Here is a 24424-nt window from a genome sequence, read left to right on the forward strand (position 1 = left end):
TCTACTCTGGCGGCCCTTTTAGCTAATGCAAACAAAAAAAGCGTCCGCTCTGGTAGGAGCGGACGCTTTTTGCAGAGTAGAAACACGTTTAGTTCGTGCCGCCGGCGCTTGTATTTGTCGGCTTGTCTTCCTTCTGCTGCATCGATACTTGCTGCTGCATGGGGTTCTGCTGCTGGCGCTGCTGGTACTCAAACAGCTCGAAGCGCGAGGGTGCTACCTGGCGGGGGTAGGCGTTGTTCGAAAGGTCGGTATCGGCGGTTTGCTGGTAGGGGTCCAGCACGAAGGCCGTTACGGGCTTTTCGGTTACGAATACCTTGGTAACGTGCTCGTTGTTTTTGCGCCAGATTTCGGCCGGAATGTTTACTATTTCCTTCTTGCCGTCGGCGTAGGTCATTTCCACAATCACGGGCATCACCAGGCCGCCCAGGTTTTTCAGGTCTACCTCATAGAAGTGCAGGCCCTGGCTGAGGCGTTGCTGCTGCTCAGGCTTTAGGGTTTTCACATACTGCTGGTAGCGCTGCTTGTCGGCGGCGGTGGTGTTCAGCGGGTCGTAGTTGTTGTAGAAGTCCTTCAACTCCGGCTTCTTGTCTACCAGCGTCTTCGGAATATCCTGGAGGTTGCGCATGTCCGAAATACTCTTCGGCGCGGTGTTGATCTGCTGGCGCTTCAGGGCGTTTTCTACCTCGGGGTTTTTCGAGTCTACGGTGTACGACTTCACGCCTTCAATGCTGAGGTCGGTGTGGTCGTTGGTGTAGAACCAGCCGCGCCAGAACCAGTCGAGGTCCACGGCCGAGGCGTCTTCCATGGTGCGGAAGAAGTCGGCGGGCTCGGGGTGCTTGTAGGCCCAACGGGTAGCGTACTGCTTGAAGGCGTAGTCGAACAGCTCGCGGCCCATCACGGTTTCACGCAGCACGTTCAGGGCGGTAGCGGGCTTGCCGTAGGCGTTGTTGCCGAGTTGCAACACCGATTCTGAGTTCGACATAATGGGCGTTTGCACGCTCGGCGACGACTTCATGTAGTCCACCATGTTGCGGGGCTCGCCGCGGCGCGAGGGGTAGTTACGCTCCCATTCCTGCTCGGTGAGGTACTGCACAAAGGTGTTCAGTCCCTCGTCCATCCACGTCCACTGGCGCTCGTCGCTGTTCACAATCATCGGGAAGAAGTTGTGGCCCACTTCGTGGATAATCACCGAAATCATCCCGTATTTCCGCTCCGCCGAGTATGTGCCATCAGCCTCCGGCCGGCCACCGTTGAAGCACAGCATGGGATACTCCATGCCGCCCACCGGGCCGTGCACCGAAATAGCTACTGGGTACTCGTACGGAATGGTAAACTTGGAGTAGGTCTTGATGGTGTGCGCCACTACTTCCGTGGAGTACTGGCCCCACAGCGGGTTGCCCTCCTTGGGGTAGTAGCTCATGCACAGCACGTTCTTGCCGCCTTGCTTGATACCCATGGCATCCCAAATGAACTTCCGCGACGACGCCCAGGCGAAGTCACGCACGTTTTTGGCGGCGTAGGTCCAGGTTTTGGTGCCTTTGGGCTTGCCTTTTTCGGCTTGCTCGGCCTCAGCCTGCGTCACAATCAGCACGGGCTTGCTGGCGCCCTGGGCACTAGCCAAGCGCTGGCGCTGGGTGCTGGTGAGTACCTCGTTGGGGTTTTGCAGCGTGCCGGTAGAGCCCACAATGTGGTCGGAAGGCGCCGTGATGCTCACGCGGTAGTCGCCGAAGGGTAGGGCAAACTCGCCCGCACCCAGGAATTGCTTGTTCTGCCAGCCCTGAAAGTCCGAGTACACGGCCATGCGGGGGTAGAACTGCGCAATCTCGTAGAGGTAGTTGCCGTCTTTGGGAAAGAACTCGTAGCCCGAGCGCTGGCTGATCTTGGTCTGGTCGTTGATGTTGTAGTGCCAGGCAATGCTGAACGTTACCGACTGCTTGGGCTTGAGCGGGGTAGGCAGATCAATGCGCATCATCGTGTGATTGATGGTGTGCTTCAGCGCCGCGCCTTTCAGCTTCACCGACTCAATCTTAAACCCACCGTCAAACTCCGACCGCTCGATGTAGTCCATAGCCTGAAACGGCATCCGGGTTTGCAGCTGGTTGGTTTGGGTAGCCGTGGTCATGGAGTTTTTGTCCATGATGTTCTGGTCGAGCTGCACCCAGAGGTAGGGCAACTCGTCGGGCGAGAGGTTGGTGTAGGTGATATCCTCAGAGCCCGTAATGGCCTGCTTCTCGTCGTCCAGCTTCACCTTAATATTATAGTCGGCGCGCTGCTGCCAGTAGGCGTGGCCGGGGGCACCACTGGCCGTGCGGTACTCGTTGGGCGTCGGCAGCTCCGGGCCGAGCTGCGCAAACTTGTCAGTGCCGGAGTTAGTGCTCTGGGCCAGGGCCGGGGCGGTTGCCGTCAGCATCGCAACGCCAGCCGTCAGAAGCAGGTAGTGTTTCAGCATGAAAATCAGGAGGAAAACAAGAAAAAAGGAGGAGAAACAAATATACTCAAAAGCACGCGTAGCCGCACCTGTAAAGACAGAAGGCAACTACCAAGCGTTGCACGGCCACAGTGCCTACCCTATTAGCAGCACCAGGGCAATGCCCAAGGCGGCCCCGCTGGTGATCAGCACCCAGTCGCGGCGCACGGCGTCGAAGCCGCGCAACACCAGAAAACCCAGCAGCAGAATGAGGCCCACAATCAGCAATTGCCCTACCTCTACGCCCAAATTGAAGCTGAGCAACTCCAGCACCGGTTTGCTTTGCTGGCCCAGCAGCTCCCGCAGGTAGCTCGAAAACCCTAGGCCATGAATCAGCCCGAAGCTGGCAGCCAGCAAGTTGGGTAGGGTGAGTACCAGCGGCTCGCGCCGGGTAGGGGCCACAATGGGCCGGGTATTGGCCCGACCCGCCTTCACGATGTTTACGAGACAGGTGATGAGGATTGTCACCGGAATCAGCTTCTCAATCAGCGCTGGGCTATACTGCACCACGTTCAGGGTAGCCAGCGCCAGCGTGATGCTGTGGCCCACTGTGAAGCTCGTGACCAGCGCCACTACCCGCCGCCAGTCGCTGAGCACATAGGGCGCGCACAAGGCCAGCAGGAACACCAGGTGGTCGTAGGCCTGCAGGTTGAAGATGTGGAAAAACCCAAGCTGGAAGTAGGTCTGGAAGACGGACGACATCTGGCAAAGCTAACAAACTGGCGCATATACGGCCGGTTGCATATTGTTCAGCAACAGGATAGAGGTCGTAGCCTTAGTAAATCAAGGAAATAATCGGCTGCTGATGGGCTTTCGTGCGTGTCATTTTGGATTGCCGGCAAGCGGAGGGTAGGGGCAAGTAGGACCGTTGTACAGGGAGGGTAGGGTGGCGGTACGGGAAAGCAACGCGGGAAATACGTAGCGTAAAATCCCTATTTATCCGGGTCATATTACGGGTTTTTCCGGTGGTAGCACGCTAGAGATGAGGCGTATAGCAAGATAACCGCAACGCTTGCACCCACTGATAAGAGCAGCGCAGAAGCAAACCTCAGCCTCCCTGGCCCACATACTGGTAGGAAAGCAGCCTTCTGGCATGACGAGAAAGAATGACTATGGATTTCGTACCCTTGTTCTTCGGCGCATTCTTCGGGTTGTATGCGCTGGTGTTGCTAGCACTGCTGTGGCCCCGCCCTACCTCCCGCCTACCCAAGCGCTACCCACGGGTGAGTATTCTGGTGGCAGCACGCAACGAAGAAGCCACCATTGAGCGGTGCCTGCGGGCGTTGGCAGCCCTGAACTACCCCGCAGACTTACTCGAAATCCTGATTGGCGATGACGCCTCCACTGACGATACACAAGCGGTAGTGCGGCGCTTCATTGCCGACAAGCCCCAGTTTCGGCTGCTGCCCATCCGGCACCGGCTGGGTACGGCTCGTGGCAAAAGCAACGTGCTGGCCCACCTCTGCCGCGCCGCCACCGCCGATTACTTTCTGATTACCGATGCCGATATGGCCCTCTCGCCCGAATGGGTGCACACCATGCTGGCTGCCGCTACCCCGGCCGTGGGCATCGTAACGGGCATTACCACGGCGGGTGGCTCGCTGTTTGGCCGCTTGCAGGGGCTCGACTGGCTGTTCGGACTCAGCCTGATTCGCTTGCTTACCGATTGGGGAGTACCCGTAACGGCTGTCGGCAACAACATGCTGGTACGCCGCTCCGCCTACGAATCTATTGGAGGCTACGAGGCCCTGGCCTTCAGCATCAGCGAAGACCTACAGCTATTTGAGCGGGTAGTAGCGCAAGGGTGGCAGTTTCGCAACTTGGTGGTGCCCACGGCGCTGGGTGTGTCGGTGGCGCAACCCACGGTGCGGCACCTGCTGCGCCAGCGCAAACGCTGGATGAAAGGCACCGCGCACCTACCCTGGCAGCTAAGCACGTTGTTTGGGTCCTACGCTTTGTTCTACATAGTACTTGGTTGGCCGGGTATATTGCCGCTGAGCGTCATCGGGGCCTTATGGACCGCGAAGGTGGGCTGCCAGACGCTGTTTCTAACTATTATGCTACGGCAAGCCGGCCACCGCGAGCGGCTGCCGGTGCTGCTGCTCTACGAGTTCTACCTACCGGTTATGTCGTTGGCGGTGTTGGTGTATACCGTCTGGCCTCACCCCATCGAGTGGAAAGAGCGTCGCTACAAGTGGGCGGAAGCGTAGTGTGGGTTCTATAAAAAGAAAGAGTGATACGTGGTCGGTACGCTTCTACCAGCTATAGACAGTAGGAGCGTGAGCACTACCATTCGAGGATCTGCAACCAATGTAAGCTCGCAACAGGGTAGGGAACTAGATAGCGTCTTAAGCCACTAGGTAGGTCGGTGAGTTGGCAGCGTGCAACAGCTGCTCGTCGGCCAGGTAGCGGTGCAGGCCGCTTTCCAGACTGGGTAGCAGTATCCCCTGCTGGCTGCCCAAGGCGCTGAAATTCGGACGCGTGGCAGCCCACCCAAACGAGGCGGCCGGTCGGGGCACCACGCCGCCCGAATCCAGGCCCGCGGTTTCTATGGCCAGGCAAGCCAACTCGGCCCAGGTGCAGCTACCGTCATTGGCTAGGTGCCAGATGCCGTGCTCCTCATCCAGCAGCAAATCCAAAGCAGTGTTCACCAGATCGGGCAGGTAGGTAGGAGAAACTACCACGTCGTCGGCCGCCGCAAAGGACTCGCCCAGCCGGGCAGCAGTCAGCGCGTGGTGCACAAAATTATGCTCGTCCCAGGCCCCAAAGAAGGCACTTGAGCGCACTACCAACGCCTTCGGATGATATGCCAGTACAGCTTGCTCGGCTTGCAGCTTGCTGTGCCCATACACATTGAGGGGGCGGGCGGGGTCGTGTTCGAGGTAGGCGCGGCGTTGCTTGCCATCGAACACCAGATCAGAAGAAAAGGTGAGCAGCGGCACCTGCTGGGCGGCGCAGGCCTGTGCCAGCAGGGTAGGGCCCAGCGTGTTTTCGCGGTAGCACTGCTTGGCGTCGGTTTCGGCAGTGTTTACGCGCACGTAGCCGGCCGCATTCACCACGGCCCAGGGCTCGTACTGTCGCAGAGCTGCTGCAATGGCGTCAGCATCCGTAATATCCAGCTCATCCCTACCCAGGCTGATGGTTGCCAGCCCCCGAATCTCACAAATTAGACGGAAAGCGTGGCCCAGCGCGCCGTTGCCACCCGTAATAAGGAGGGGCTGCATCGCAGGTAATATGTCAAGGTTGTCCATAGCAGTGAATTCAGGAAGCCGAATAGAAGCGGCTGGGGCGCTGCCACCATCCTGGCCCTTGCAAGACGGGGTGATGGTGGTGGCCGTGCCGGATGAGGTTGCGTATCATCTTGAAAAGAGCCGTAGGTCGAGGCTCTCCTCTGCGCACGTCAAACACGCCGCTTTCGTACGAAACCCCATCGTGGGTGAGCAGATTGTCCCAGTCGAAAGCGCCCAGCAGCGACCATACCGTGAGGCCGCGTATATCCACACCGGTGCGGCGCAGACGGTTAGCGGCTTCCCAGGCTTGCTGAAGCCAGCGCATCTGCTCCTCGCGGGTACAACCCAGGTGCGATTCAGTGATGGCCAGCGGGAGGTGGTAGCGCGTCCAGGCCTGGCGCAATAGCTCTTCCAGGCCCAGCATCTCGGCATCGGGTACGCGCACCGCTTCCACATCTACGTACTCTGGTCGGCTACCGGTAGCCGGCACGGCGCCGTGCCCCGGATACTGCGCCACCCGCTCGTCCAAAAACCGCTCACTGGTAGCGTAGTAGTTGATGCCCAGTATATCAGGCGGCAGTGGCGAGTCCTGAAAAACGGCCAGCTCCGCTTCGCTCAGGCCGTGGCTGCGTAGGTATGACCATAGCGGGTGCGTTGGCGTAACGGTGCCGCTGAGCAAATCAAAGCTCAGCCAGCGGCGGTGGTTTTCAAACTCAGCCTGCGTAGCCAAAGCGGGGGTGTGGTGCGTTTGGCCCAGGTCCTCGGTCTGCACAAGCTGCGCCGCCGGGTTCACCCGTCGAATGGCCTGCATGGCCAGCTTCGTGGCCAGTACCTGATGGTAGAGCAGCCGCACAAATACGTTGTCGTGGGTGCCGTGTGGGTACCAAATCCCGTAGAGGCCACTGAAGCGGGCAGTCGTCAGGGGCTCGTTGACGGGCGTATAGTAACGCACCCACGGGTAGCGTTCGGCTACTAGGCCGGCATAGCGAGCCAAACCCGTAGCAAAACTTGGCTGATCGAGGGCGGTATAGCGCGGCCCACTGCCGTGATGAACCAGGCCCACAATGGGCTCTATCTTCAGTTGTTGTAGCCGTGCGAGGCGCTCGTCGGGCCAGCGCCAATCGAGCTGGTCTAGGCTGGTAGGAGCCACATGCTCCCACAAAACCGGGTAGCGCAAGGTGCGCAAGCCGAGCTCCGCAAACCGGTCAAGATCTGAAATCCGGTCACGGTGGCCACTACGCGTGAGCTGATCGGAATATGCGTCGCCTACTCGCCGGCAGGTGCATTCCACGCCGCCCCAGATGTCTATATTTTCCATATAGTCAGGTTATCGTTGGCAGTCGGCCGTGCGCCGTTAGCATCATCTGGTCTGCTTCTGCGGTGTGCTAGTGGCGTTTCAGAATGGGCTAACGGGCTGAAACGGTTGGGCACGCGGAGAGCAAAAACACAGGGTAGGACTTCTTCCATTCCTCTGTTTTACTCTCCGTATCGGCCGGAGGTTGCTACGGCCGGGCTTGCTGTAAAGCAAAGAGCTCATTGCTTATGGCGCTACAGTTAAGCTTCTTCCCGACAAGTAGGGGGAAGGTCTAAACGACACAGGCAAAGGACGCAGGGACCCGCTGATTAGGCTATTCCTGGACTTTTAAGTGGAAAAAGTAGCCTCCTGCCTCTAAAATGGCCTGACTGCGTTTTTTCTGCGCTAAAGTTGTAGTAGGTTGCTTGGCTTTATTTTCTACCAAACTCTACCTCATGAAGTTACAGCTACCCTTTATTGCCTTTTGGCTATTGAGCGCTAGTGCGTCTTACGCCCAAACGGAAGCCCTACCCCCAATCGAAAAGCCAACTGCGCCAGCCTCCGAGGAGTTGCCTCTATCCAGTCGGCCTCTCAACGACGCAATTCCGGCTACCGAGGACCCGATGGCTGCCGCCGAAGATACTGTGCACGCCCTCACTACCCTGTATTCGCGCCGGCGGGTAGGTGGCATTAGCTGGATTGCCGGAAGCACGCTGGGCGGTGTTCGAGTGCTGACGGCCGCTAGTCAGAAAAAAACAGTTTCGGGCTCCTACGGCACAGCGGTAGTAGACGAGGGCGCAAGCGCAGGCGGCATAGCTGCTGGCCTGGGCGTGATGCTGCTATTTGATGCCTATGGCGCCAGTAAGCTTGCTCGCTTTAGCGCTGCGAAGCAGGCGGCTCTTATTGCAGATGTGCGTGCCGGCAAGCCACTACCCGCTAATGTGCGTCACCGCCTCAAGCCACGGTTTTTCAAGCAGGTTGTGGTACCATATAAAGCCGTTAAGTATAAGCCTGTCTAGCATATGCGATTGATTCTCACGTTGGGGCTGGCGGTGCTTCTTGCCGGTACTTTGCAGGCCCAGTCGATAACGCCTGCGGCTCCGCTGCCTCGTCACCAGCCTCCTGCCGACTCGGGAGCAGTGCTGCTATTCAATGGTTGGTACCTGCCGCGCTACCAGCCAGCCGGTGCCGAAGCCGACACAACGGGTGCTCTCCTTTCTATGTTTCGGCGGCAGCGGCGGGGTGGGTTTGTGTACACTATTCCCTTTATCGTAGGCATGTCCTTGTCCCTACCCATCTCCACTACCGACAGCTATGGCCAGCAGGTAACAGCCGAGAAAGCCATTGCGCCACCGCTGGGCGTGCCTATTCTGGCTGGTACGATAGTGGGCTTTATCCTGCATGCAAATGCGTATAACAAGAAGCATTTGCTAACGGTAGACCAAGCGTATGCCGCTGGGCAGCCAATACCCAGCAAATATCGTCGGCGTTTGAAGCCGGTGCATTTCCAGGAGGCAGCCCAAATGCGACTGTTACTCCGCGAACAGATGGAGTACGAATAGCGCCACCCGCAGGCCCAGGCGCGGTAATCTGAAAAATAGTTGTTTCCATTAGACCTGTTATAACATCAGGTTTTATGTATAATGGATTGAAAATAAAAATGTTATAGTAGCAGAGAGTAGACTTTAGCTTGTCAAGCAGGCAGTTGCAAACAGGCAATACGTTGCTTTCCTTCACGGCATATTGTGCTATTCAAGCCGCCATATGCTACGCTATAGTATTCTATTCCTGCTATTGCTGATTTTTCACCTACCTGTCGTCAGTCAGCAAAGACTTCCTGTAGACACTACGGCCGCTGTTCCTGCCGATTCAGTCGTAGCTGTTCACAGATTATTTGAACTCCGACGGGAAGGGTCTGGGCTACTCGGTATAGGGGCTGGTGCCACAATGTTTGCTGGCGGTGTCGTATTCGGTATTGCTTATGGTGCATCGGGGTTTGCAGCTGGTGTAATCGTAACGAGTTTATATGTGGCTGTACCCCTCGCTATTGGTATTGCAAAACGGGTACGTTTCAGTCATCGGAAAGAGGCGGCACTACTGGCCGCCTATCAGCGTGGACAGCCATTACCCAAGAAAATTAGGCGACGACTACGAGAGAAGCATTTCCAATCGAAAGAACCGTTTGTTGATCCGAGTATACACTAAAAAGCCCCGCTGGCACAACGCCAACGGGGCTTTTGCTCAGGTTGAAACTAATCATCCTACCGTCGGCAGCTTTACATTCACGAAGCGGGCCACCTTCTGTTATCGCGTTCTTGATGAATTATTGAAAAGTAAACAGAGGTAGATAGTTTAACTAGTTTTAACCCGTCTTACGCTATCATACACTACTCAATGACCAAACGCATACTTGTTATAAGCTGCATGCTGCTATTCAGCGGTGAGTTATATGCGCAGTCGACTGACACGCCTGCATTGCCAACTGCTACTTTATCCCGCTCTGATACCGTACGTGCTGTACAGCATATATTCAGCAAACACCGAACCGGTGGTTGGATATGGACAGCGGTAGGCGGTGCATTGGCCCTACGTATTGCTTATGTAGATGCCACCACCAACAGTTCAGCCGGCTCCGCTAGTACTACCGGCGGTAAAATAGTAGGTTATGGCCTGTTAGGTGGCCTACCGATAGGCATTGGCGTAGGCAAACTCACGCGCTTCAGCAACGCGAGAGAAGAGCAAGTAGTAACCCTTTACGAAAAGTCAGGTATCCTACCGCCGTATGTCAGGAAACGGTTGAAAACAAAGCATTTCAGGTAATAGAAAAGCCCCGCTGGCATTATGCCAGCGGGGCTTTTTATTTAGACTGCAACGGCCTACTCTACCGTCGGCAACTCCACATTCATGAAGCGGATGTGCCCGTCTTCCAGCACGGCTTCTACCACCGAATCTTTCGATACCTGGCCGCCGAGGATTTCCTTCGACAGCTCGTTCAGGATCTGGCGCTGCAACACGCGCTTGAGTGGGCGGGCGCCGAACTGCGGGTCGAAGCCCGATTCGCCCAGGTAGTCGAGCACCTCGTCGGTGGCTTCCAGGCGGATGCCAGCTTCTTCCAGGCGCTGCTGAATCTGCTTGAACTGGATATCCACGATCTTGCGGATTTCCTTGCGCTTCAGCGGCTCAAACATGATGATTTCATCAATCCGGTTCAGGAACTCGGGGCGCATGTGTTGCTTCAGGCGGTCGACTACCTTCTCGCGGGTGCGGTCGAGCACTTCCTCGGCGTTGTACTCATTCAGCTCCTTGAAATTGCGCTGGATGATGTCGGCGCCCGTGTTCGAGGTCATGATGATGATGGTGTTCTTGAAGTTCGCCACTCGGCCTTTGTTGTCGGTGAGGCGACCATCGTCGAGCACTTGCAGCAAGATGTTGAACACGTCGGGGTGGGCCTTCTCAATCTCATCGAGCAGCACTACCGAGTAGGGTTTGCGACGCACGGCCTCAGTCAGCTGTCCGCCTTCGTCGTAGCCCACGTAGCCGGGAGGTGCCCCAATCAGGCGCGATACCGCGTGGCGCTCCTGAAACTCGCTCATGTCGATGCGCACCATGGCGTTTTCGTCGTTGAACAAGTACTCGGCCAAGGCCTTCGCCAGCTCGGTTTTCCCTACCCCCGTGGTGCCCAGGAAGATGAACGAGCCAATGGGGCGGCGTGGGTCCTGCAAACCAGCCCGCGAGCGGCGCACCGCATCCGAAATAGCCGCAATGGCCTCGGCCTGGCCCGCCACGCGGCGGCCCAATTCTTCTTCCAGGTGCAGCAGTTTCTCCCGGTCGCTGGCCAGCATCTTGCTCACCGGAATACCAGTCCACTTGGCTACTACCTCGGCAATGTCCTCGCTGGTTACTACCTCTTGCAGCATCGAGCCACCGTCTTTGTTGGCATTGGCTTGCTCCTGCAAGGTTTTCAGCGAGGCCTCAGCCTCTTGGATTTTGCCGTAGCGCAGCTCCGCCACGCGGCCGTAGTCGCCTTGGCGCTCGGCCTGTTCGGCCTCTACCTTGAAACGCTCGATGTTCTCCTTCTGCGTCTGGATGTCCGTGAGCACTGATTTCTCCGACTCCCACCGCGCTTTCAGCGAATCGCGCTGCTCGCCCAGGTCGGCCAGCTCTTTGTTGAGCACAGCTTCGCGGTCGTGGTTTTCTTCGCGCCGAATGGCCTCTCGCTCAATTTCGAGTTGCATCATGCGGCGCTGCACCTCGTCCAGCTCCACCGGCATCGAGTTCAGCTCAATGCGCAGCTTGGCGGCGGCCTCGTCCATCAGGTCGATGGCTTTGTCGGGTAGGAAACGGTCGGTGATGTAGCGGTTCGACAGCTCCACGGCCGCAATCACGGCGTCGTCGGTGATGCGTACGCCGTGGTGCAGCTCGTACTTCTCCTTGATGCCGCGCATGATGCTGATGGCGTCGGGCACCGTGGGCTCATCCACCGTCACGGCCTGAAAGCGCCGCTCCAACGCCTTGTCCTTCTCAATGTACTTCTGGTACTCGGCGAGGGTAGTAGCCCCAATAGCATGCAACTCGCCGCGGGCCAGCGCAGGCTTCAACAGGTTAGCGGCGTCCATAGCAGAGTCGCCACCCGCGCCAGCGCCAATCAAGGTGTGCATCTCGTCGATGAACAGCACAATCTGGCCTTCCGAGTCGGTCACTTCCTTGATAACGGCTTTCAGGCGTTCCTCAAACTCGCCCTTGTACTTGGCGCCCGCAATGAGCAGGCCCATATCGAGCGACATGATGGTTTTGTCTTGCAGGTTTTCGGGCACGTCGCCGGCCACGATGCGCTGGGCCAAGCCCTCCACAATGGCGGTTTTGCCTACGCCCGGCTCACCGAGCAGCACTGGGTTGTTCTTGGTACGGCGCGACAAAATCTGCAACACCCGCCGAATTTCCTCGTCGCGGCCGATGACCGGGTCCATATTGCCGGTGCGCACCCGCTCGTTCAGGTTGATGGCGTAACGGTTCAGGCTCTGGTACTGGTCCTCGGCCGACTGACTATTCACCGTACGGCCGCCGCGCAGCTCTTTAATAGCGGCTTTCAGGCTTTTCTCCGTGAAGCCCGCGTCTTTCAGCAGCGTGGCCGTGCTATCCTTGCCGCCCAGGATACCCAGCAGCATATGTTCAATCGACACGTACTCATCGCCGAATTCTTTCAAAAAGCCCGTAGCCCGCTGCAATGCCGCGTTGGCATCGTTGGAGAGGTAGGGCGAGCCGCCGCTTACCTTGGGGTAGCCACTCACGATGGCGTCCAGGCGTTGCGTCAGCAGGTTTTGGTTGGCTCCCAGCTTCTTGGTCAGGAAGCCCACCACGTTTTCATCCGATTGCAGAATTCCCCGCAGCAAATGCCCCGTCTCGATGGCCTGCTGCTGGTTGGCGCCTGCAAGCTCGGTGGCCTTTTGCACGGCCTCCTGCGCCTTGATGGTATAGTTATTAAAGTTCATTTGTCGCTAAGTCTTAGTAGGTGCTTCGGGTTAGGAAGTTCTACGCAGGACATAGCAAACGAGGTGCTAGGGGATTTTGGCTGACGTTTTGTCTGTAAATTATATGTTTGTTAATATGTTAACTGCCTTTATGGCATAAAAAAATAATAAACTTATTACTGATCTTATATCTAATATGTTGAATGAGCGAAGGTTAAGCAAATTCGATTTCTAACTATTCTGCAATTAAGTTAGGCTGTTTCAAATGTAAATTTGACAAGAAAACTTTTTCATTGGCAACCAAGTCATAGTCTTCTGAATTTTTAAAAATTGAAGATTCGTAGATCTGAAAGTGTTCATCATAGTTTCCCTTTCTGCATGACAGCAGGAGCATTTGTACAGTCATCAATATCAATCGGGAACAGAGGTTAATTATCTCTGGCTGAAAAGGATATTTAGTTGAGTGTTCTAATGGTTCAGGAAAAAAGAAATCACCATGCATTATCTTATTTCTAACTTTATAAAGTAATTTCAGTCCAATTCCTTGTGTTCCAACACATCTATTTAATTCGGAATCAACTGTGTAATTGCTTTCAAAGGAGTACTGAAACATTACCTCACACAGCTTAACTATTTCGCTGTATTTAAAAATCGGATTACTCCAAATTGAGAAGTTGCTTTTCAGATAAAAGGATGCTGCATTTATTTTACCATTTTGTCCGGGACATTTTGGTAGGTCCAAGTTGCTAATTATGCCTTCAAGTCCACTGTATAAATAAGAAAATAAAGTAATTTCTGTTATTAATTTATGATAAAGACCTTGTCTTTCTATTTCATACTCGTACGCTGGTCGACACATAGAAAATGCGCTATCATATTTGATTCCATCATAATTAAGTTCCTTTATTCCGTTAGCAATATGAAACCATTGTGCAAGATTATGCCAGCCCTCAATTTCAATTGCAATCATGTACTCGGAAATTGCCTTTGCGTGTTGGCCTATATTAGCAAGGGAGCTCTCTATTGCTGATTTTTGATCGAGAAAGTAATCGTATATATATTTAGATGGTAGAACAAATATGTCATTCATAATTGAGTTGTTTACGCTGCTTATAATTTAATACTTTACTCAGCCAGATTCATGATACCCGCTACTGGTACAAAAAAGACAATGTATTTCCTCATGACTTGCTAAAACAATCCACTGCCTAACGTCAGTCGGATTACAAAGCTAGTCGAGCAAAACTAAGCAGTTGTTAGTAAGATGCTATTGTTGTGAAATTACTATGCTGGCTAACGATTAAGAGTCGAGCCGATGGCATTAGCGCGCCGAAACAGCAACGCCGACACTACCCAAATGCCAGCAAACACGGTATTCAGTACAATTACCCACAAAACGCCTAACGTAAGCTCCGGTCGCCAAATAGACAGCGCCACAAATGGAACGGCGAACTGCGTAAGTGCCGCGGCAAACATCGCCTTGGCCATACCCATTGGCTGGAGCTGCGCCACAACGGCCCCAACGAAGCCAACAGCCAGCACGCCGATATACAGCAGGTTGGCGGGGTTGTCCTCACTTCCGATAAATCCCACGGCCAGGTTGCCCCACACGAGTAGGAACGTTGCCGCCACCGCTACCCCGGCGGCCAGCCTGTAAGCGCCGTTGCGGGCCGTGCTAGCGACCAATAGATACAAGAGACCAGTGCCCAGCAGCAGGATGCCGGCAATAATAAAGTTGGCCAAAGTCCAGACCACTCCGCTGCTAAACTGAGCTACTACGAAGGGGACAAGCAAGAGACACAGGGCAACCAGTGTCAGAGGCAAAGCACGTTTGCTGAGGGCCATGATGGTAGGGTGTTGAAAGGTTGGGGTAGGAAGTAGCGTACCGCACTGTAGGCTAAGCCAACTGCCGGTTGGTAGCAGCGCCCGTCGCGCTGGCGCGGCGAAACAGCACACCCGAAACGGCCCAGATAGCGGCAAAAGCACCATTGGCTACCAACACATTCAGCAGCCGTACGTGCGGTTCGGCCGCCTCGCCCGACGGTGTCCAGACGAACAGCGCTATAGCCGTAACCACCACATAGGTAACGGCCGCCGCAAACATGGCGTTGGACATGCCCAGAGGGCGGAAGCGCGCCACAAAGGCCCCGAGTAGAGCAACGGCCAGCACGCCGCCGTAGAGTAGGTTGGCGGGGTTGTCTTCGCTCCCGACAAGCCCTACCGCCAGGTTGGCCCACACCAGCAGCAGCCCCGCTGCCACCGCTACGCCGGCCGCTACCCGATACGTGGTCGTGTTGCCCATCCTGGCAATCAAAACAAACGTGAGGCCGGCGCCAAAGAGCAGGACACCCGCAGCAACGAAATCAAATGCATCCCAGGCCATATCGGCAACGAACAGCTTTGCCGTCAATGGGATAAGCAACAGAAGTCCCGTAACCAGCGCAACGCGCGCAATGCTTTTGGAGAGTGTCATGAGGGTAGGAAATTATATGTGAAATGAGTGAGGAAACACGCCTGAGAAGACTAGCTGGCAGAGGGTAATGGGTTGGTATCCGGTGCAGATTGCTTTACCTTATGTGCTAAGAAAGCGGGTACTAGATGTCACGCGTCGGCACGGCTTTTCACTGCTAGAGACGAGCGTAAAGGAGCCGCATGCGCAAGCGTCATGCAAAGGATGTAAAAGAACTTTGTATTTCAAAGTATCGGTAAAAGTTTTGTGTTACATCAGTTAAGGATGTCATCCTCAGGAAGAAATATAGTACGTCGGAACTCCCATACGCACAAGCGTAAGAGCGCAGTGAAAAGCACTATTGGCACAACGCCTTCATAAACTCCCCCTAGCCCACAGCGTATGGACTACCCTCACCTCCATCTGCTATACTATGCCTACTCCCGCCGAAAAAGAGCAACTGCAACAAGAGCGTCACGAACTGCTGGAACAGATAACCGACTGGCTGGAAACGCCGATGCTGGTGCTGGGCTTTGTGTGGCTGGTGCTGCTGGGCGTGGAGCTGATTTGGGGCCTGACGCCCGCCTTGCAGGTGCTAAGCAACGGCATCTGGGTAGTGTTTATTCTGGACTTCGCGCTCAAGTTTTTCCTGGCGCCCCAGAAGCTACCGTTCCTGAAAAACAACGTCATCACGCTAATTTCCCTGGCGGCGCCGGCGCTGCGGCTGTTTCGGTTGGCGCGGGTGTTTCGGGCAGCGCGTGCGGTGCGTGGGCTGCGGCTGGTGAAGGTAGTCGGCTCCCTGAACCGGGGGATGCGGGCGTTGTCGAGCAGCTTCGGGCGGCGCGGGGTAGGCTACGTGCTTGGTCTCACGGGCGTGGTGCTGCTGCTGGGCGCGGCCGGCATGTACGCCTTTGAAAACCAGGAGCCCGGCGGCCTCACCACCTATCCCGAGGCCTTGTGGTGGACAGCCATGGTGCTCATCAGCCTGGGTAGCGACTACTGGCCCCGCACACCCGAAGGCCGAGCGCTCTGCTTTCTACTGGCGCTGTACGGTTTCACGGTATTCGGCTACTTCACGGCTACCCTGGCCACGTTCTTCATCGGCCGCGATGCGGATGATGGTGACGCTGAAGTAGCCGGTGCCGCGCAAATAGCGGCGTTGCACGAGGAGTTGCGGCAGCTGCGGCAGGAACTGCGTAGTGGGCAGTTTGCGCCGCCCGCAGTGCAGCAAGGGGTAGGGGAGGTAGGACGCGCAGGTAGCGAATCTGCGTAGCCTGCCGGTGCTGCTCGGCCGGATTTCTACTCCGGCTGTGATAAGGTAAGGGGGTTATAATCCCCGTTACAGAAAACGACGTGGCTGTGCATGAGTTGCTACGGCAACTCGTGGATTACAAATCCACTAGCTCATCGCAGCCGGATTGTAAATCCGGCCGAACAAGTCGAACAGGGGTATATTTACACTGTTTTCTAACATCATTGAAAAGCAAAAGCGGCCGCCCTACCACGGTAGGACGGCCGCTTTTGCTTTTGTAACTACTTACTGCGCGCCCTTGTACGGTACGCCCATGTTGTAGAACATAAACGCCCACTTGTCGGTCTGCTCGCTGATAACCTGGGCCGTGGAGCGGCCGGCGCCGTGGCCGGCTTTCGTCTCGATGCGGATGAGCACTGGGGCCGAGCCCTTCTGCATTTCCTGCAACCGCGAGGCAAACTTGAACGAGTGCGCGGGTACTACCCGGTCGTCGTGGTCGGCGGTGGTGACCATGGTGGCGGGGTAGACGGCCGGCTTCAGGGCGTGGTAGGGCGAGTATTTGTAGAGGTACTCAAACATTTCCTTCGAGTCTTCGGCCGTGCCGTAGTCGTAGGCCCAGCCGGCGCCGGCCGTGAACTTGTTGTAGCGCAGCATGTCCAGCACGCCTACCGCCGGGAAAGCCACTTTGCACAAGTCGGGACGCTGCGTCATCACAGCCCCAATCAGCAAACCGCCGTTCGAGCCGCCCGAAATGGCGAGGTAGTCCTTCGACGTATACTTGTTCTGCGTCAGGTACTCGGCGGCGGCAATGAAGTCGTCGAACACGTTTTGCTTCTTCATTTTGGTGCCGGCCAAGTGCCAGGTCTCGCCATACTCGCCGCCGCCGCGCAGGTTGGGCACGGCATAGATGCCGCCGTTTTCGAGCAGCAGGATATTAGAGGTGCTGAAAGCCGGCGTCAAGCTCACGCCAAAGCCTCCGTAGGCATAAAGCAGGGTAGGGTTCTTGCCGTTCATCACCGTGCCTTTTTTGTAGGTGATGATCATCGGAACCTTCGTGCCATCCTTAGACGGGTAGAACACCTGCTTCGACTCATACTTAGTGGGGTCGAACTGCACGTTGGGCTTCTTATACAGCGTCGATTTGCCCGTGGCAATGTCGTACTTGAAGATGGTAGGCGGGTAGATGTAAGACGTGAACGTGTAGTACGTTTCCTTTTCGTCGCGCTTGCCGCCAAAGCCGCCTGCCGAACCCACCGAGGGTAGGTCGATGGCGCGTTCTTTCTTGCCATTCAGGTCGTACTGCTCAATCAGCGAGGTAGCGTCTTTGAGATAGTGCGCGAAGATTTTGCCGCCCACGGTGGAAATGTCCAATACGTTTTTCGTCTCCGCAATCAGGTCTTTCCAGTTATCGGAAGTAGGCTTAGTCACGTCCGTTGTCACCAGCCGGAAGTTGGGCGCGTTCAGGTTGGTGTGGATGTAGAGCTTGCGGCCCACATTCTCCACAATGCTGTTCTGGTTTTTCTCGTCGGCCACCACAGGCACGATGGTGCTGCCCGGCTTGCTCAGGTCCTGCACGTACAGCTCGTTGCCGGTGGTGGTGTTGGCGGCCGTGATAACCAAGAAACGCTCGTCCTCGGTGAGGTAGGCGCCAATGTAGCGGCGCGGCGTTTTGTCGCCACCGAAAACCAGCTTATCCTGGCTCTGGGGCGTGCCCAGCTTGTGGTAGTAGAGCTTGTGGTACTGCGTGAGGCCGGCCAATTGGCTGCCTTCCTTGGGCTTGTCGTAGCTGCTGTAATAGAAGCCGTCGTTGCCTTTCCAGGCCAAGCCCGAGAACTTCACGTCCTTCAGTGTATCGCCCACCTGCGCTTTATCGGCCGTTTTCAGCACGATGACCTTGCGCCAGTCGGAGCCGCCCTCCGAAATCTGGTAGGCGGCCAGGCTGCCGTCTTTGCTGAAGTTGAGGCCGGCTAGCGATGTAGTGCCGTCTTTCGAAAACTGATTGGGATCCAAGAACACCTCGGGCGCGCCATTGCCTATCTGCCGGTAAAGCACCGACTGGCTTTGCAAACCGGTGTTTTTCGAGAAGTACGTGTACTTGCCTTCCTTGAACGGGGCACCGTATTTCTCGTAGTTCCACAGCGTTTCGAGACGTTTGTTGATGGCCTCGCGGTAGGGAATCTGGCTCAGGAAGTTCTGCGTCACCTTGTTTTCGGCCTGCACCCAGGCTTTGGTATCGGCGGCCTGGTCGTCTTCGAGCCAGCGGTAGGGGTCGGCCACATTGGTGCCGAAGTAGGTCGTTTCGGTATCGACCTTTTTGGTCTGAGGGTAGAGTAGCGTTTTAATGGCAGTCTGACTGTATTGGGCGTACGCGGATGAGCTAAGCAAGAGCGCAGCCAGTGAGGTAGTAAGGTGTTTCATAGGGTAGCAGCTAGGAGAAAGAACAGGCAAGGAAAAGCTCCGAAAGCGAAGAATACACGCGACAGACAAAACGGATGGTCAGCGGCACGGCGCATCAAGATAATGATCCGGCGGCTTTTATCGGATGCCCGCTGGCTTGCGTATGCGGCAATAGACACTTCTCTCTTGCATATGCGCACTTGGCACGTTGGCTGTTCCGGCTACCACTATCGACACTGGAAAGGCGTATTCTACCCCGACAAGTTCCCGCAGCGGCGCTGGTTCGAGTTCTACAGCCAGCACTTCCGCACGCTGGAATTGAACGTGACATTTTACCGCTTTCCGCAACTGTCGTTCATGGAAAGCTGGTATCAGCAGAGTCCGCCCGACTTCCGGTTTTCGGTGAAAGCGCCCCGGTTGATTACGCACTACAAGCAGTTTCACGATACCGCGCAGCTACTCGCCGACTTCTACGGCACGGCCCAGGAAGGACTACAGGAAAAGCTAGGCCCCGTGCTATTTCAGTTGCCGCCGCGCTTTAACTACTCCGAAGAACGCCTGGAGCGCATCATTGGCAGCCTCGATCCAGCCTTCCAGAACGTAGTAGAGTTTCGGCACCCCAGTTGGTGGCTGGGGCACGTGTACCAGGCGCTGGCCCGGCACAACATCGCCTTCGTGGGCCAGAGCCACCCTGCTCTACCCGACGAAGTGGTGACGAACACCGGGCTCGTGTACTACCGCCTGCATGGGGTGCCGGAGTTGTATAAATCGCCCTACTCCGAGGAATTTCTGAGGCGGGTGGTAGCTGAAATCCAGGCAGCGCCGCACGTGCGCGAGGTCTACCTCTACTTCAATAACGACATCGACGCGTCGGCCATCGGCAACGCCCGACAGATGCAGCAGCTTGTGGGGGAGTGAAACGGGCTAGCTGCACTTCCACACCAGCCATGCCACCACCGCTACCAGTAGCATCGAGCCTAGCCGCAGCGCCAGGAACACCCAGGCTGGTAGTTCGGGGTCTTTCGGTATTTTGAACATGGTGGGGAAGGTGTAAAGTCGTTGTCATCCTGAGTGCAGCGAAGGACCTTCTCACGTTGAAACGATCTATTGAATGACGAGCATGGTAACGACTCGTTTCAACGTGAGAAGGTCCTTCGCTGCACTCAGGATGACAGCTAAAGAAAACGCGCTTTAAAAAGTAACTGGTCCCGCAGGCTGGGCCAGCGTGTGCAGCAGCCAGTGAATATCGCGTAGCGTCACGGGGTCCGTAATCGCCTCGTCCTGCTCGAAACGCAACACCAGCGCGCCAGGGTAGGGCGGCTCGTCTTCGTCGGCGGGGGCCAGGGTGATGCGGGCCGTAGGGTGGCGCACCAGGGTGATGCGTGTCTCTGGCGCGGCCAATAGCTGCGTCAACTGAGGCGCATCGTTGGTTTTCACGATAAAGGCATCATCGATTTCGGGGTAGCCCAACTGGGCGTCTTCCATACCAAACAGCTTCCCGATTTCGTGCACCCAATCCTGCTCGTGCAGGGCAAAGCGCAGGGAAGTGGCGGGCGGCACCAACGCCGAGAAGCTGGTGGTAGCAAATCCACCCTCAAAGCCGCCGCCCAGATCAATATCCAGATACAATACGGCTTCGAAATCGGGCAGCACCAGGCGGGCTCTGTACTCCAGCAAATCGGGTTGGCTGCTCATGTCGGCAGCTACCTGCTGCCACAGAGCATCCTCGGAAGGGGCAGAAAACGTGCGAATCTCTTGCATCATGCGGTAAAACAAGGCATCCCGGCCGGGGTGGCTGGGTATAGCTGTGTACTGTTTGCCGGACTTCAGGGTTTGGTTAGACGGCACAACCCAGGTACCCGTGGCGCGTTAGCAGATAGCATGAGCCGTGCTTTCACCAAAGAGGATGATTCCCTCGAAATTCCCATCATTCCGCCCCGTGCCGCCCTACCCCCTGGCACGCCCAACTATGTAACGCCCCAGGGTCTGGAGCAGCTGCGCACCGAGCTGGCTGAACTAGAAGCCGCCCGCACCCGCGCCGAGGCCAACCGCGACAACGACGCCGACCGTACCCGCCAGCTTACCCTACTCAACGGCCAGTTGCAGGCTCTTAACGCCCGTATCGCCACGGCCAAGGTAGTAGACCCCCACCAGCAACCTGCCAACGAGGTACGCTTTGGGGCCACCGTGCACCTGCGCACGCGCAGCGGCGGCAAGCCCGGCACCGAGCGACAGTTTACCATTGTGGGGGTAGACGAGGCCTCGGTGCCGGCCAATAAGTTTGCGTTCATCGCACCCATTGCGCGGGCCGTGCAGGGCGCCCAAGTCGGGCAGACCGTCACGCTGCGCTTGGGGCCGAAAGAGGAGGTAGTAGAGGTAATCGGGATTACCTATGAATAGCGCCGTTGCGTACTAAGCGCCAAGAATAAGAAAGTGTCTGTCATCCTGAGCTTGTAAAGGATGACAGACACTTTCTTATGTCTATAACGAGCGGTTTACCTTAATACCCCTTCGACACATCCACTGAGTTTTCCAGCTCTTGTTTCCGTTGAAACCGGTGCAGGTTGCGCAGGAACTGGTCTACCTTGGCGTCGTTTTCGCCGGGCTGGTTGCCGCCGGTGTGCTGCGTCAGGATGACGTGGGGCATGGTCCAGAGCGGGCTGTCGGAGGGTAGGGGCTCTTGGGTCGTTACGTCGAGCACAGCGCCGGCGAGGCGGTTGGCGCGCAGGGCGGCAATGAGGGCGGGTTCGTCGGTGGTGTTGCCGCGGCCTACGCTGGCGTACACGCTATGCGTGGGCATGGCCTCAATCAACTCAGCAGAGAAGAAACCGTCGGCGCTGCCGGGTAGGCAATTCACCACGATGTCGGTGTTGGGTAAGGCTGCGCGCAGCTCATCTTTGGAGTGCAATTGAGCCCGTGGGTCGGTGCGGGCGAGCAGTTGCACGTGGCAGTTGAAACCCGTGAGCTGCTGTTTTACTGCCTGTCCAATGGTGCCCGAACCTAAGATAATCACGCGCTTCTCGCGCAACAGCCCCAGGCGGCCCTGCCAGGAGCCGCGGTGCCACTCCTGGCGCCCTTGCAGGGCCAGCAATTCGGGTAGGTGGCGGTAGTGGGCCAGCAGCCCGGCTACCATAGTTTCGGCGCAGGGCCAGGCAAAGTAGTCGCCCATGTTGGCTACGGGGTAGGAGGGGCGTAGGTCCTGGTAGCGCTCAAAGCCCGCCGAGTCTATTTGCCAGAATTGCAGGTTGTTGGGTTCATGCTGGGCAAACCATTCGGGTGGCGGGTTGCCCAGCAGCAGCTCAGCCTTTTGGAAGGCCGCAGCTTCCTCAGATTTTTCCAGTTGGGTGCGAAATACCGCGTGGACATCGTCGGGAAGTTGGTCGATAAGGCGCTGACGCTCGGGCTCGGTGAGCGGGGTGTAAACGAAAAGCTGCATGGAGAAAAGAAGGGTAGTGGAAGGACTTCTAACGAAAATCTGCCTAAAACATCTGACCAAAGCAACGACTTTACCTACAAACAACCCCGTAATTCAATGGCAGAAGCTTCTGACTTCCCTTTTGATGTTGAGCAGATCAACCGCCTGCTGCACGAGCGGCGCAGCATGCAGCCCGTGCAGTTTGCGCCGGGCCGCATCATCCCCGACGAAATAATTCAGCAACTACTGGAAAACGCCAACTGGGCGCCTACCCACAAGCGCACCGAGCCCTGGCGCTTTGTGGTGTTTAGCGGGGCTGGCTTGCAAAAGCTCGCCACGTTTCAGAGCGAAACCTATAAGCAGCACGCCGGGGAGAAGTTTCAGCAGGCCAAGTACGAAAAGCTGGCGCAAATGCCGCTGCTGTCGTCGCACGCCATTGCCATCGGCCTGAAGCGCACCGACGAGGTGCCCGAGATAGAAGAAGTGGAAGCCGTGGCCTGCGCCGTGCAAAACCTACACCTCACGGCCACCGCCTACGGCCTGGCCGGTTTTTGGGGTAGCGGCGGTGTTACGTATGTGGAAGATGCCAAGCCCTTCTTCGGCCTTGCGCCCACCGACCGCCTACTGGGCATCTTCTGGCTGGGCTACCCCAAGGAAGGCGCCACTGCCCGCAGCACCCGCAAGCCCATCGCCGAAAAGGTGACGTGGGTAACGGAGTAGTTCTGATTACCTTATTAAATCTTCTGTCATCCTGAACGCAGTGAAGGACCTTCTCACGTAAGAACGGTCATTATAACAACGACTCTTTCTCACGTGAGAAGGTCCTTCGCAAGCTCAGGATGACAAATAAATAGCTAGTAAAAGCAAAACGCCCCGACTACCTATCGTAGCCGGGGCGTTTTCATTGAAGTAAGCCTGCGCTTGGCTAGTCTTTCTTATACTCTTTGTAGCGCTTAGGATCGGTCTTTTTATCCTTTTTGCGGCCCACAGCACCACCGGCTACCGTACCAGCGGCACCACCAATAATAGCGCCTTTGGTGCCGCCTAATAGGGCCCCGCCCACTACGCCAGCACCACCACCAATGGCGGCACCCTTGGCCTTTTTACTCCAGCCTTTCTTTGGCTTGTCCTGCGCTTGCGCGGTGGAAATAGTGGTACCTAAGAGAGCAAACACCAGCAGACTGGCAAGGAAGAATTTGAAGAATTTCATGGTCGTTGAAGTCAAGTTAGAAATGGGTGTTTCCAGAGGCTTAAACGGCCAAATAAACCGGGTGGTTGCGCTACTAACGGAGGAGCTTAGCCGATACGCTGGTGTTCGTCATTTGCACAGGTTTGATGGAGCCGTCGGCGTTGAACTCCATGCGGTCGATGCAGGTGACGCGGTGGTTACCATCGGTTTCGCCCAGCGGACGGCGGTGATACACAATGTACCATTCGTCCTTGCCCGGCACCTGCATCACGGAGTGGTGCCCCGCGCCAGTGGCAATACTCGGGTCCTGCTGCAAAATCTTGCCTACCCGTTGGAACGGCCCAAACGGCGAATCGGCCACGGCGTAGGCCACCGAGTAGTTCGGGCCGGTCCAGCCGCCCTCCGACCACATGAAGTAGTATTTGCCACCGCGCACAAACATAAACGGCCCTTCTACATACTGCTGGGGCGTGATTTCGCGGAACGTGGTGCCGTCTTCAAACGGCACGAACCCCGTAAAATCGGACTTCAGCTTGGCAATGTTGCAGTGTTTCCAACCACCGTAAATCAGGTAGTGCTGCCCATCTTTGGGGTCTTTGAACACAAACTGGTCGATGGGCTGCGCGCCGTTGTGGAATTTATCGACCAAAGGCTTGCCTAGGTAGTCTTTGTATGGCCCGCCTGGCTTGTCGGCCACGGCTACACCGATGCCGCCGGTCTCCTTATCGCTCTGAATGTCGTTGGCTCCGAAGAACAGGTAGTAGCGCTTGTCTTTCTCGATGATGGCGGGCGCCCACATGGCTTTTTTGGCCCATTTCACGCGGGTGGTGTCCAGAATGGCGGGGTGTTTGGTCCACGTCACGAGGTCGGGTGAGGAGAAAGCGTCGAAGAAAATCTGGTCCTCGTACTTCGCTGAGTAGGTAGGATACACCCAGTATTGTTTCTGAAAAATAGCGCCTTCCGGGTCGGCGTACCAGCCGGGAAAGATGGGGTTGCCGGCCCGCCGGTCGGGCTTCTGCTGCGCGCTGCTGGCCTTGGGTTTCTTGGCCGTTTTGGTTTTTTGGGCAAACGACGGACCGCTTAACAGGAGCAAGCAGGCGGGAAGCAGGTATTTTTTCATGAATTAAAGAATAAGGTAGGGATTGGGGCCTCAAGATACGCTTTCGAAGAAAAGAAGCGTGTATAGGGGTGAAAGCTGCATCCAGGTGAAGTTAAGCGGCATAAAAGAACAAAACGTCAATATAGCAGAACGTCCTTTCGACC

The 24424-nt window shown here is 56.4% G+C and carries 20 protein-coding genes; 7 read left to right on the plus strand and 13 right to left on the minus strand.

Annotation, left to right across the window (positions count from 1 at the left end; genetic code table 11):
- Positions 1 to 88 precede the first annotated feature (88 nt).
- Both KYK14_RS05850 and KYK14_RS05855 read right to left on the minus strand, forming a co-directional pair.
- A complete protein-coding gene (locus KYK14_RS05850) occupies positions 89 to 2449 on the minus strand; it encodes a M1 family metallopeptidase (protein WP_219157748.1) in 2361 nt (786 codons plus the stop codon).
- A gap of 114 nt (positions 2450 to 2563) precedes the next feature.
- Positions 2564 to 3169, minus strand: coding sequence for a HupE/UreJ family protein (locus KYK14_RS05855; RefSeq protein WP_208307843.1), 606 nt, complete (start codon positions 3167 to 3169; stop codon positions 2564 to 2566).
- A 410-nt stretch (positions 3170 to 3579) separates the two neighbouring features.
- Between KYK14_RS05855 and KYK14_RS05860 the strand changes: the two genes are divergently transcribed.
- On the plus strand, positions 3580 to 4677 hold the full coding sequence (locus tag KYK14_RS05860) for a glycosyltransferase (protein ID WP_219157750.1): 1098 nt from the start codon (positions 3580 to 3582) through the stop codon (positions 4675 to 4677).
- Positions 4678 to 4815: 138 nt separating this feature from the next.
- Here KYK14_RS05860 and KYK14_RS05865 read toward each other — a convergent pair whose 3' ends face one another.
- Both KYK14_RS05865 and KYK14_RS05870 read right to left on the minus strand, forming a co-directional pair.
- Positions 4816 to 5691 (minus strand): SDR family oxidoreductase, encoded by an 876-nt coding sequence (locus KYK14_RS05865; protein WP_219157752.1) that lies wholly within the window; start codon positions 5689 to 5691, stop codon positions 4816 to 4818.
- Positions 5692 to 5728: 37 nt separating this feature from the next.
- On the minus strand, positions 5729 to 7015 hold the full coding sequence (locus KYK14_RS05870) for a family 1 glycosylhydrolase (protein ID WP_219157753.1): 1287 nt from the start codon (positions 7013 to 7015) through the stop codon (positions 5729 to 5731).
- Positions 7016 to 7446: 431 nt separating this feature from the next.
- On the opposite strand from KYK14_RS05870, the gene KYK14_RS05875 reads away from it, so the two are divergent.
- The gene (locus KYK14_RS05875) at positions 7447 to 8010 is read left to right on the plus strand and encodes a hypothetical protein (protein WP_219157755.1); all 564 of its coding nucleotides are present in this window, start codon (positions 7447 to 7449) and stop codon (positions 8008 to 8010) included.
- A 3-nt stretch (positions 8011 to 8013) separates the two neighbouring features.
- Complete coding sequence (locus KYK14_RS05880) at positions 8014 to 8553, plus strand: hypothetical protein (RefSeq protein WP_219157757.1); 540 nt, start codon at positions 8014 to 8016, stop codon at positions 8551 to 8553.
- A 1314-nt stretch (positions 8554 to 9867) separates the two neighbouring features.
- On the opposite strand, the gene clpB is transcribed toward KYK14_RS05880, so the two are convergent.
- The 4 genes from clpB to KYK14_RS05900 all read right to left on the minus strand — a co-directional run bounded on the left by clpB (position 9868) and on the right by KYK14_RS05900 (position 14932).
- The gene (clpB, locus tag KYK14_RS05885; protein WP_219157759.1) at positions 9868 to 12480 is read right to left on the minus strand and encodes an ATP-dependent chaperone ClpB; all 2613 of its coding nucleotides are present in this window, start codon (positions 12478 to 12480) and stop codon (positions 9868 to 9870) included.
- Positions 12481 to 12694: 214 nt separating this feature from the next.
- A complete protein-coding gene (locus tag KYK14_RS05890) occupies positions 12695 to 13549 on the minus strand; it encodes a hypothetical protein (RefSeq protein ID WP_219157761.1) in 855 nt (284 codons plus the stop codon).
- A 203-nt stretch (positions 13550 to 13752) separates the two neighbouring features.
- Entirely contained in the window at positions 13753 to 14253 is a 501-nt protein-coding gene (locus KYK14_RS05895; RefSeq protein ID WP_219157763.1) for a hypothetical protein, read from the minus strand.
- Between the two features lie 103 nt (positions 14254 to 14356).
- The gene (locus KYK14_RS05900; protein ID WP_219157765.1) at positions 14357 to 14932 is read right to left on the minus strand and encodes a hypothetical protein; all 576 of its coding nucleotides are present in this window, start codon (positions 14930 to 14932) and stop codon (positions 14357 to 14359) included.
- A 409-nt stretch (positions 14933 to 15341) separates the two neighbouring features.
- Between KYK14_RS05900 and KYK14_RS05905 the strand changes: the two genes are divergently transcribed.
- Positions 15342 to 16181 (plus strand): ion channel, encoded by an 840-nt coding sequence (locus KYK14_RS05905; protein ID WP_219157767.1) that lies wholly within the window; start codon positions 15342 to 15344, stop codon positions 16179 to 16181.
- 264 nt (positions 16182 to 16445) lie between these two features.
- On the opposite strand, the gene KYK14_RS05910 is transcribed toward KYK14_RS05905, so the two are convergent.
- The gene (locus tag KYK14_RS05910; RefSeq protein WP_219157769.1) at positions 16446 to 18578 is read right to left on the minus strand and encodes a prolyl oligopeptidase family serine peptidase; all 2133 of its coding nucleotides are present in this window, start codon (positions 18576 to 18578) and stop codon (positions 16446 to 16448) included.
- 171 nt (positions 18579 to 18749) lie between these two features.
- On the opposite strand from KYK14_RS05910, the gene KYK14_RS05915 reads away from it, so the two are divergent.
- Positions 18750 to 19475, plus strand: a complete 726-nt coding sequence (locus tag KYK14_RS05915) for a DUF72 domain-containing protein (RefSeq protein WP_219157771.1) — start codon at positions 18750 to 18752, stop codon at positions 19473 to 19475.
- 273 nt (positions 19476 to 19748) lie between these two features.
- Here KYK14_RS05915 and KYK14_RS05920 read toward each other — a convergent pair whose 3' ends face one another.
- Positions 19749 to 20321, minus strand: a complete 573-nt coding sequence (locus tag KYK14_RS05920; RefSeq protein WP_219157773.1) for a hypothetical protein — start codon at positions 20319 to 20321, stop codon at positions 19749 to 19751.
- A 117-nt stretch (positions 20322 to 20438) separates the two neighbouring features.
- Here KYK14_RS05920 and KYK14_RS05925 point away from each other — a divergent pair, with 117 nt between their 5' ends.
- On the plus strand, positions 20439 to 20957 hold the full coding sequence (locus KYK14_RS05925) for a GreA/GreB family elongation factor (protein ID WP_219157775.1): 519 nt from the start codon (positions 20439 to 20441) through the stop codon (positions 20955 to 20957).
- 100 nt (positions 20958 to 21057) lie between these two features.
- Here the strand turns inward: KYK14_RS05925 and KYK14_RS05930 are convergent, their stop codons facing one another.
- Positions 21058 to 21993, minus strand: coding sequence for a D-2-hydroxyacid dehydrogenase (locus tag KYK14_RS05930; protein ID WP_219157777.1), 936 nt, complete (start codon positions 21991 to 21993; stop codon positions 21058 to 21060).
- Positions 21994 to 22089: 96 nt separating this feature from the next.
- Here KYK14_RS05930 and KYK14_RS05935 point away from each other — a divergent pair, with 96 nt between their 5' ends.
- Positions 22090 to 22692 carry a nitroreductase family protein gene (locus KYK14_RS05935; RefSeq protein WP_219157779.1) on the plus strand — a complete coding sequence of 201 codons (603 nt, stop codon included), beginning with the start codon at positions 22090 to 22092 and terminating at the stop codon, positions 22690 to 22692.
- A gap of 205 nt (positions 22693 to 22897) precedes the next feature.
- Here the strand turns inward: KYK14_RS05935 and KYK14_RS05940 are convergent, their stop codons facing one another.
- Together KYK14_RS05940 and KYK14_RS05945 are read right to left on the minus strand one after the other, a co-directional pair.
- Positions 22898 to 23182: a YMGG-like glycine zipper-containing protein gene (locus KYK14_RS05940; RefSeq protein WP_187321446.1), complete on the minus strand. Its 285-nt coding sequence runs from the start codon at positions 23180 to 23182 to the stop codon at positions 22898 to 22900.
- 73 nt (positions 23183 to 23255) lie between these two features.
- On the minus strand, positions 23256 to 24281 hold the full coding sequence (locus tag KYK14_RS05945; RefSeq protein WP_219157781.1) for a glycoside hydrolase family 43 protein: 1026 nt from the start codon (positions 24279 to 24281) through the stop codon (positions 23256 to 23258).
- Between the last annotated feature and the right edge of the window lie 143 nt (positions 24282 to 24424).

Source organism: Hymenobacter profundi, from assembly GCF_019334315.1.
Classification (GTDB): Bacteria; Bacteroidota; Bacteroidia; order Cytophagales; family Hymenobacteraceae; genus Hymenobacter; species Hymenobacter profundi.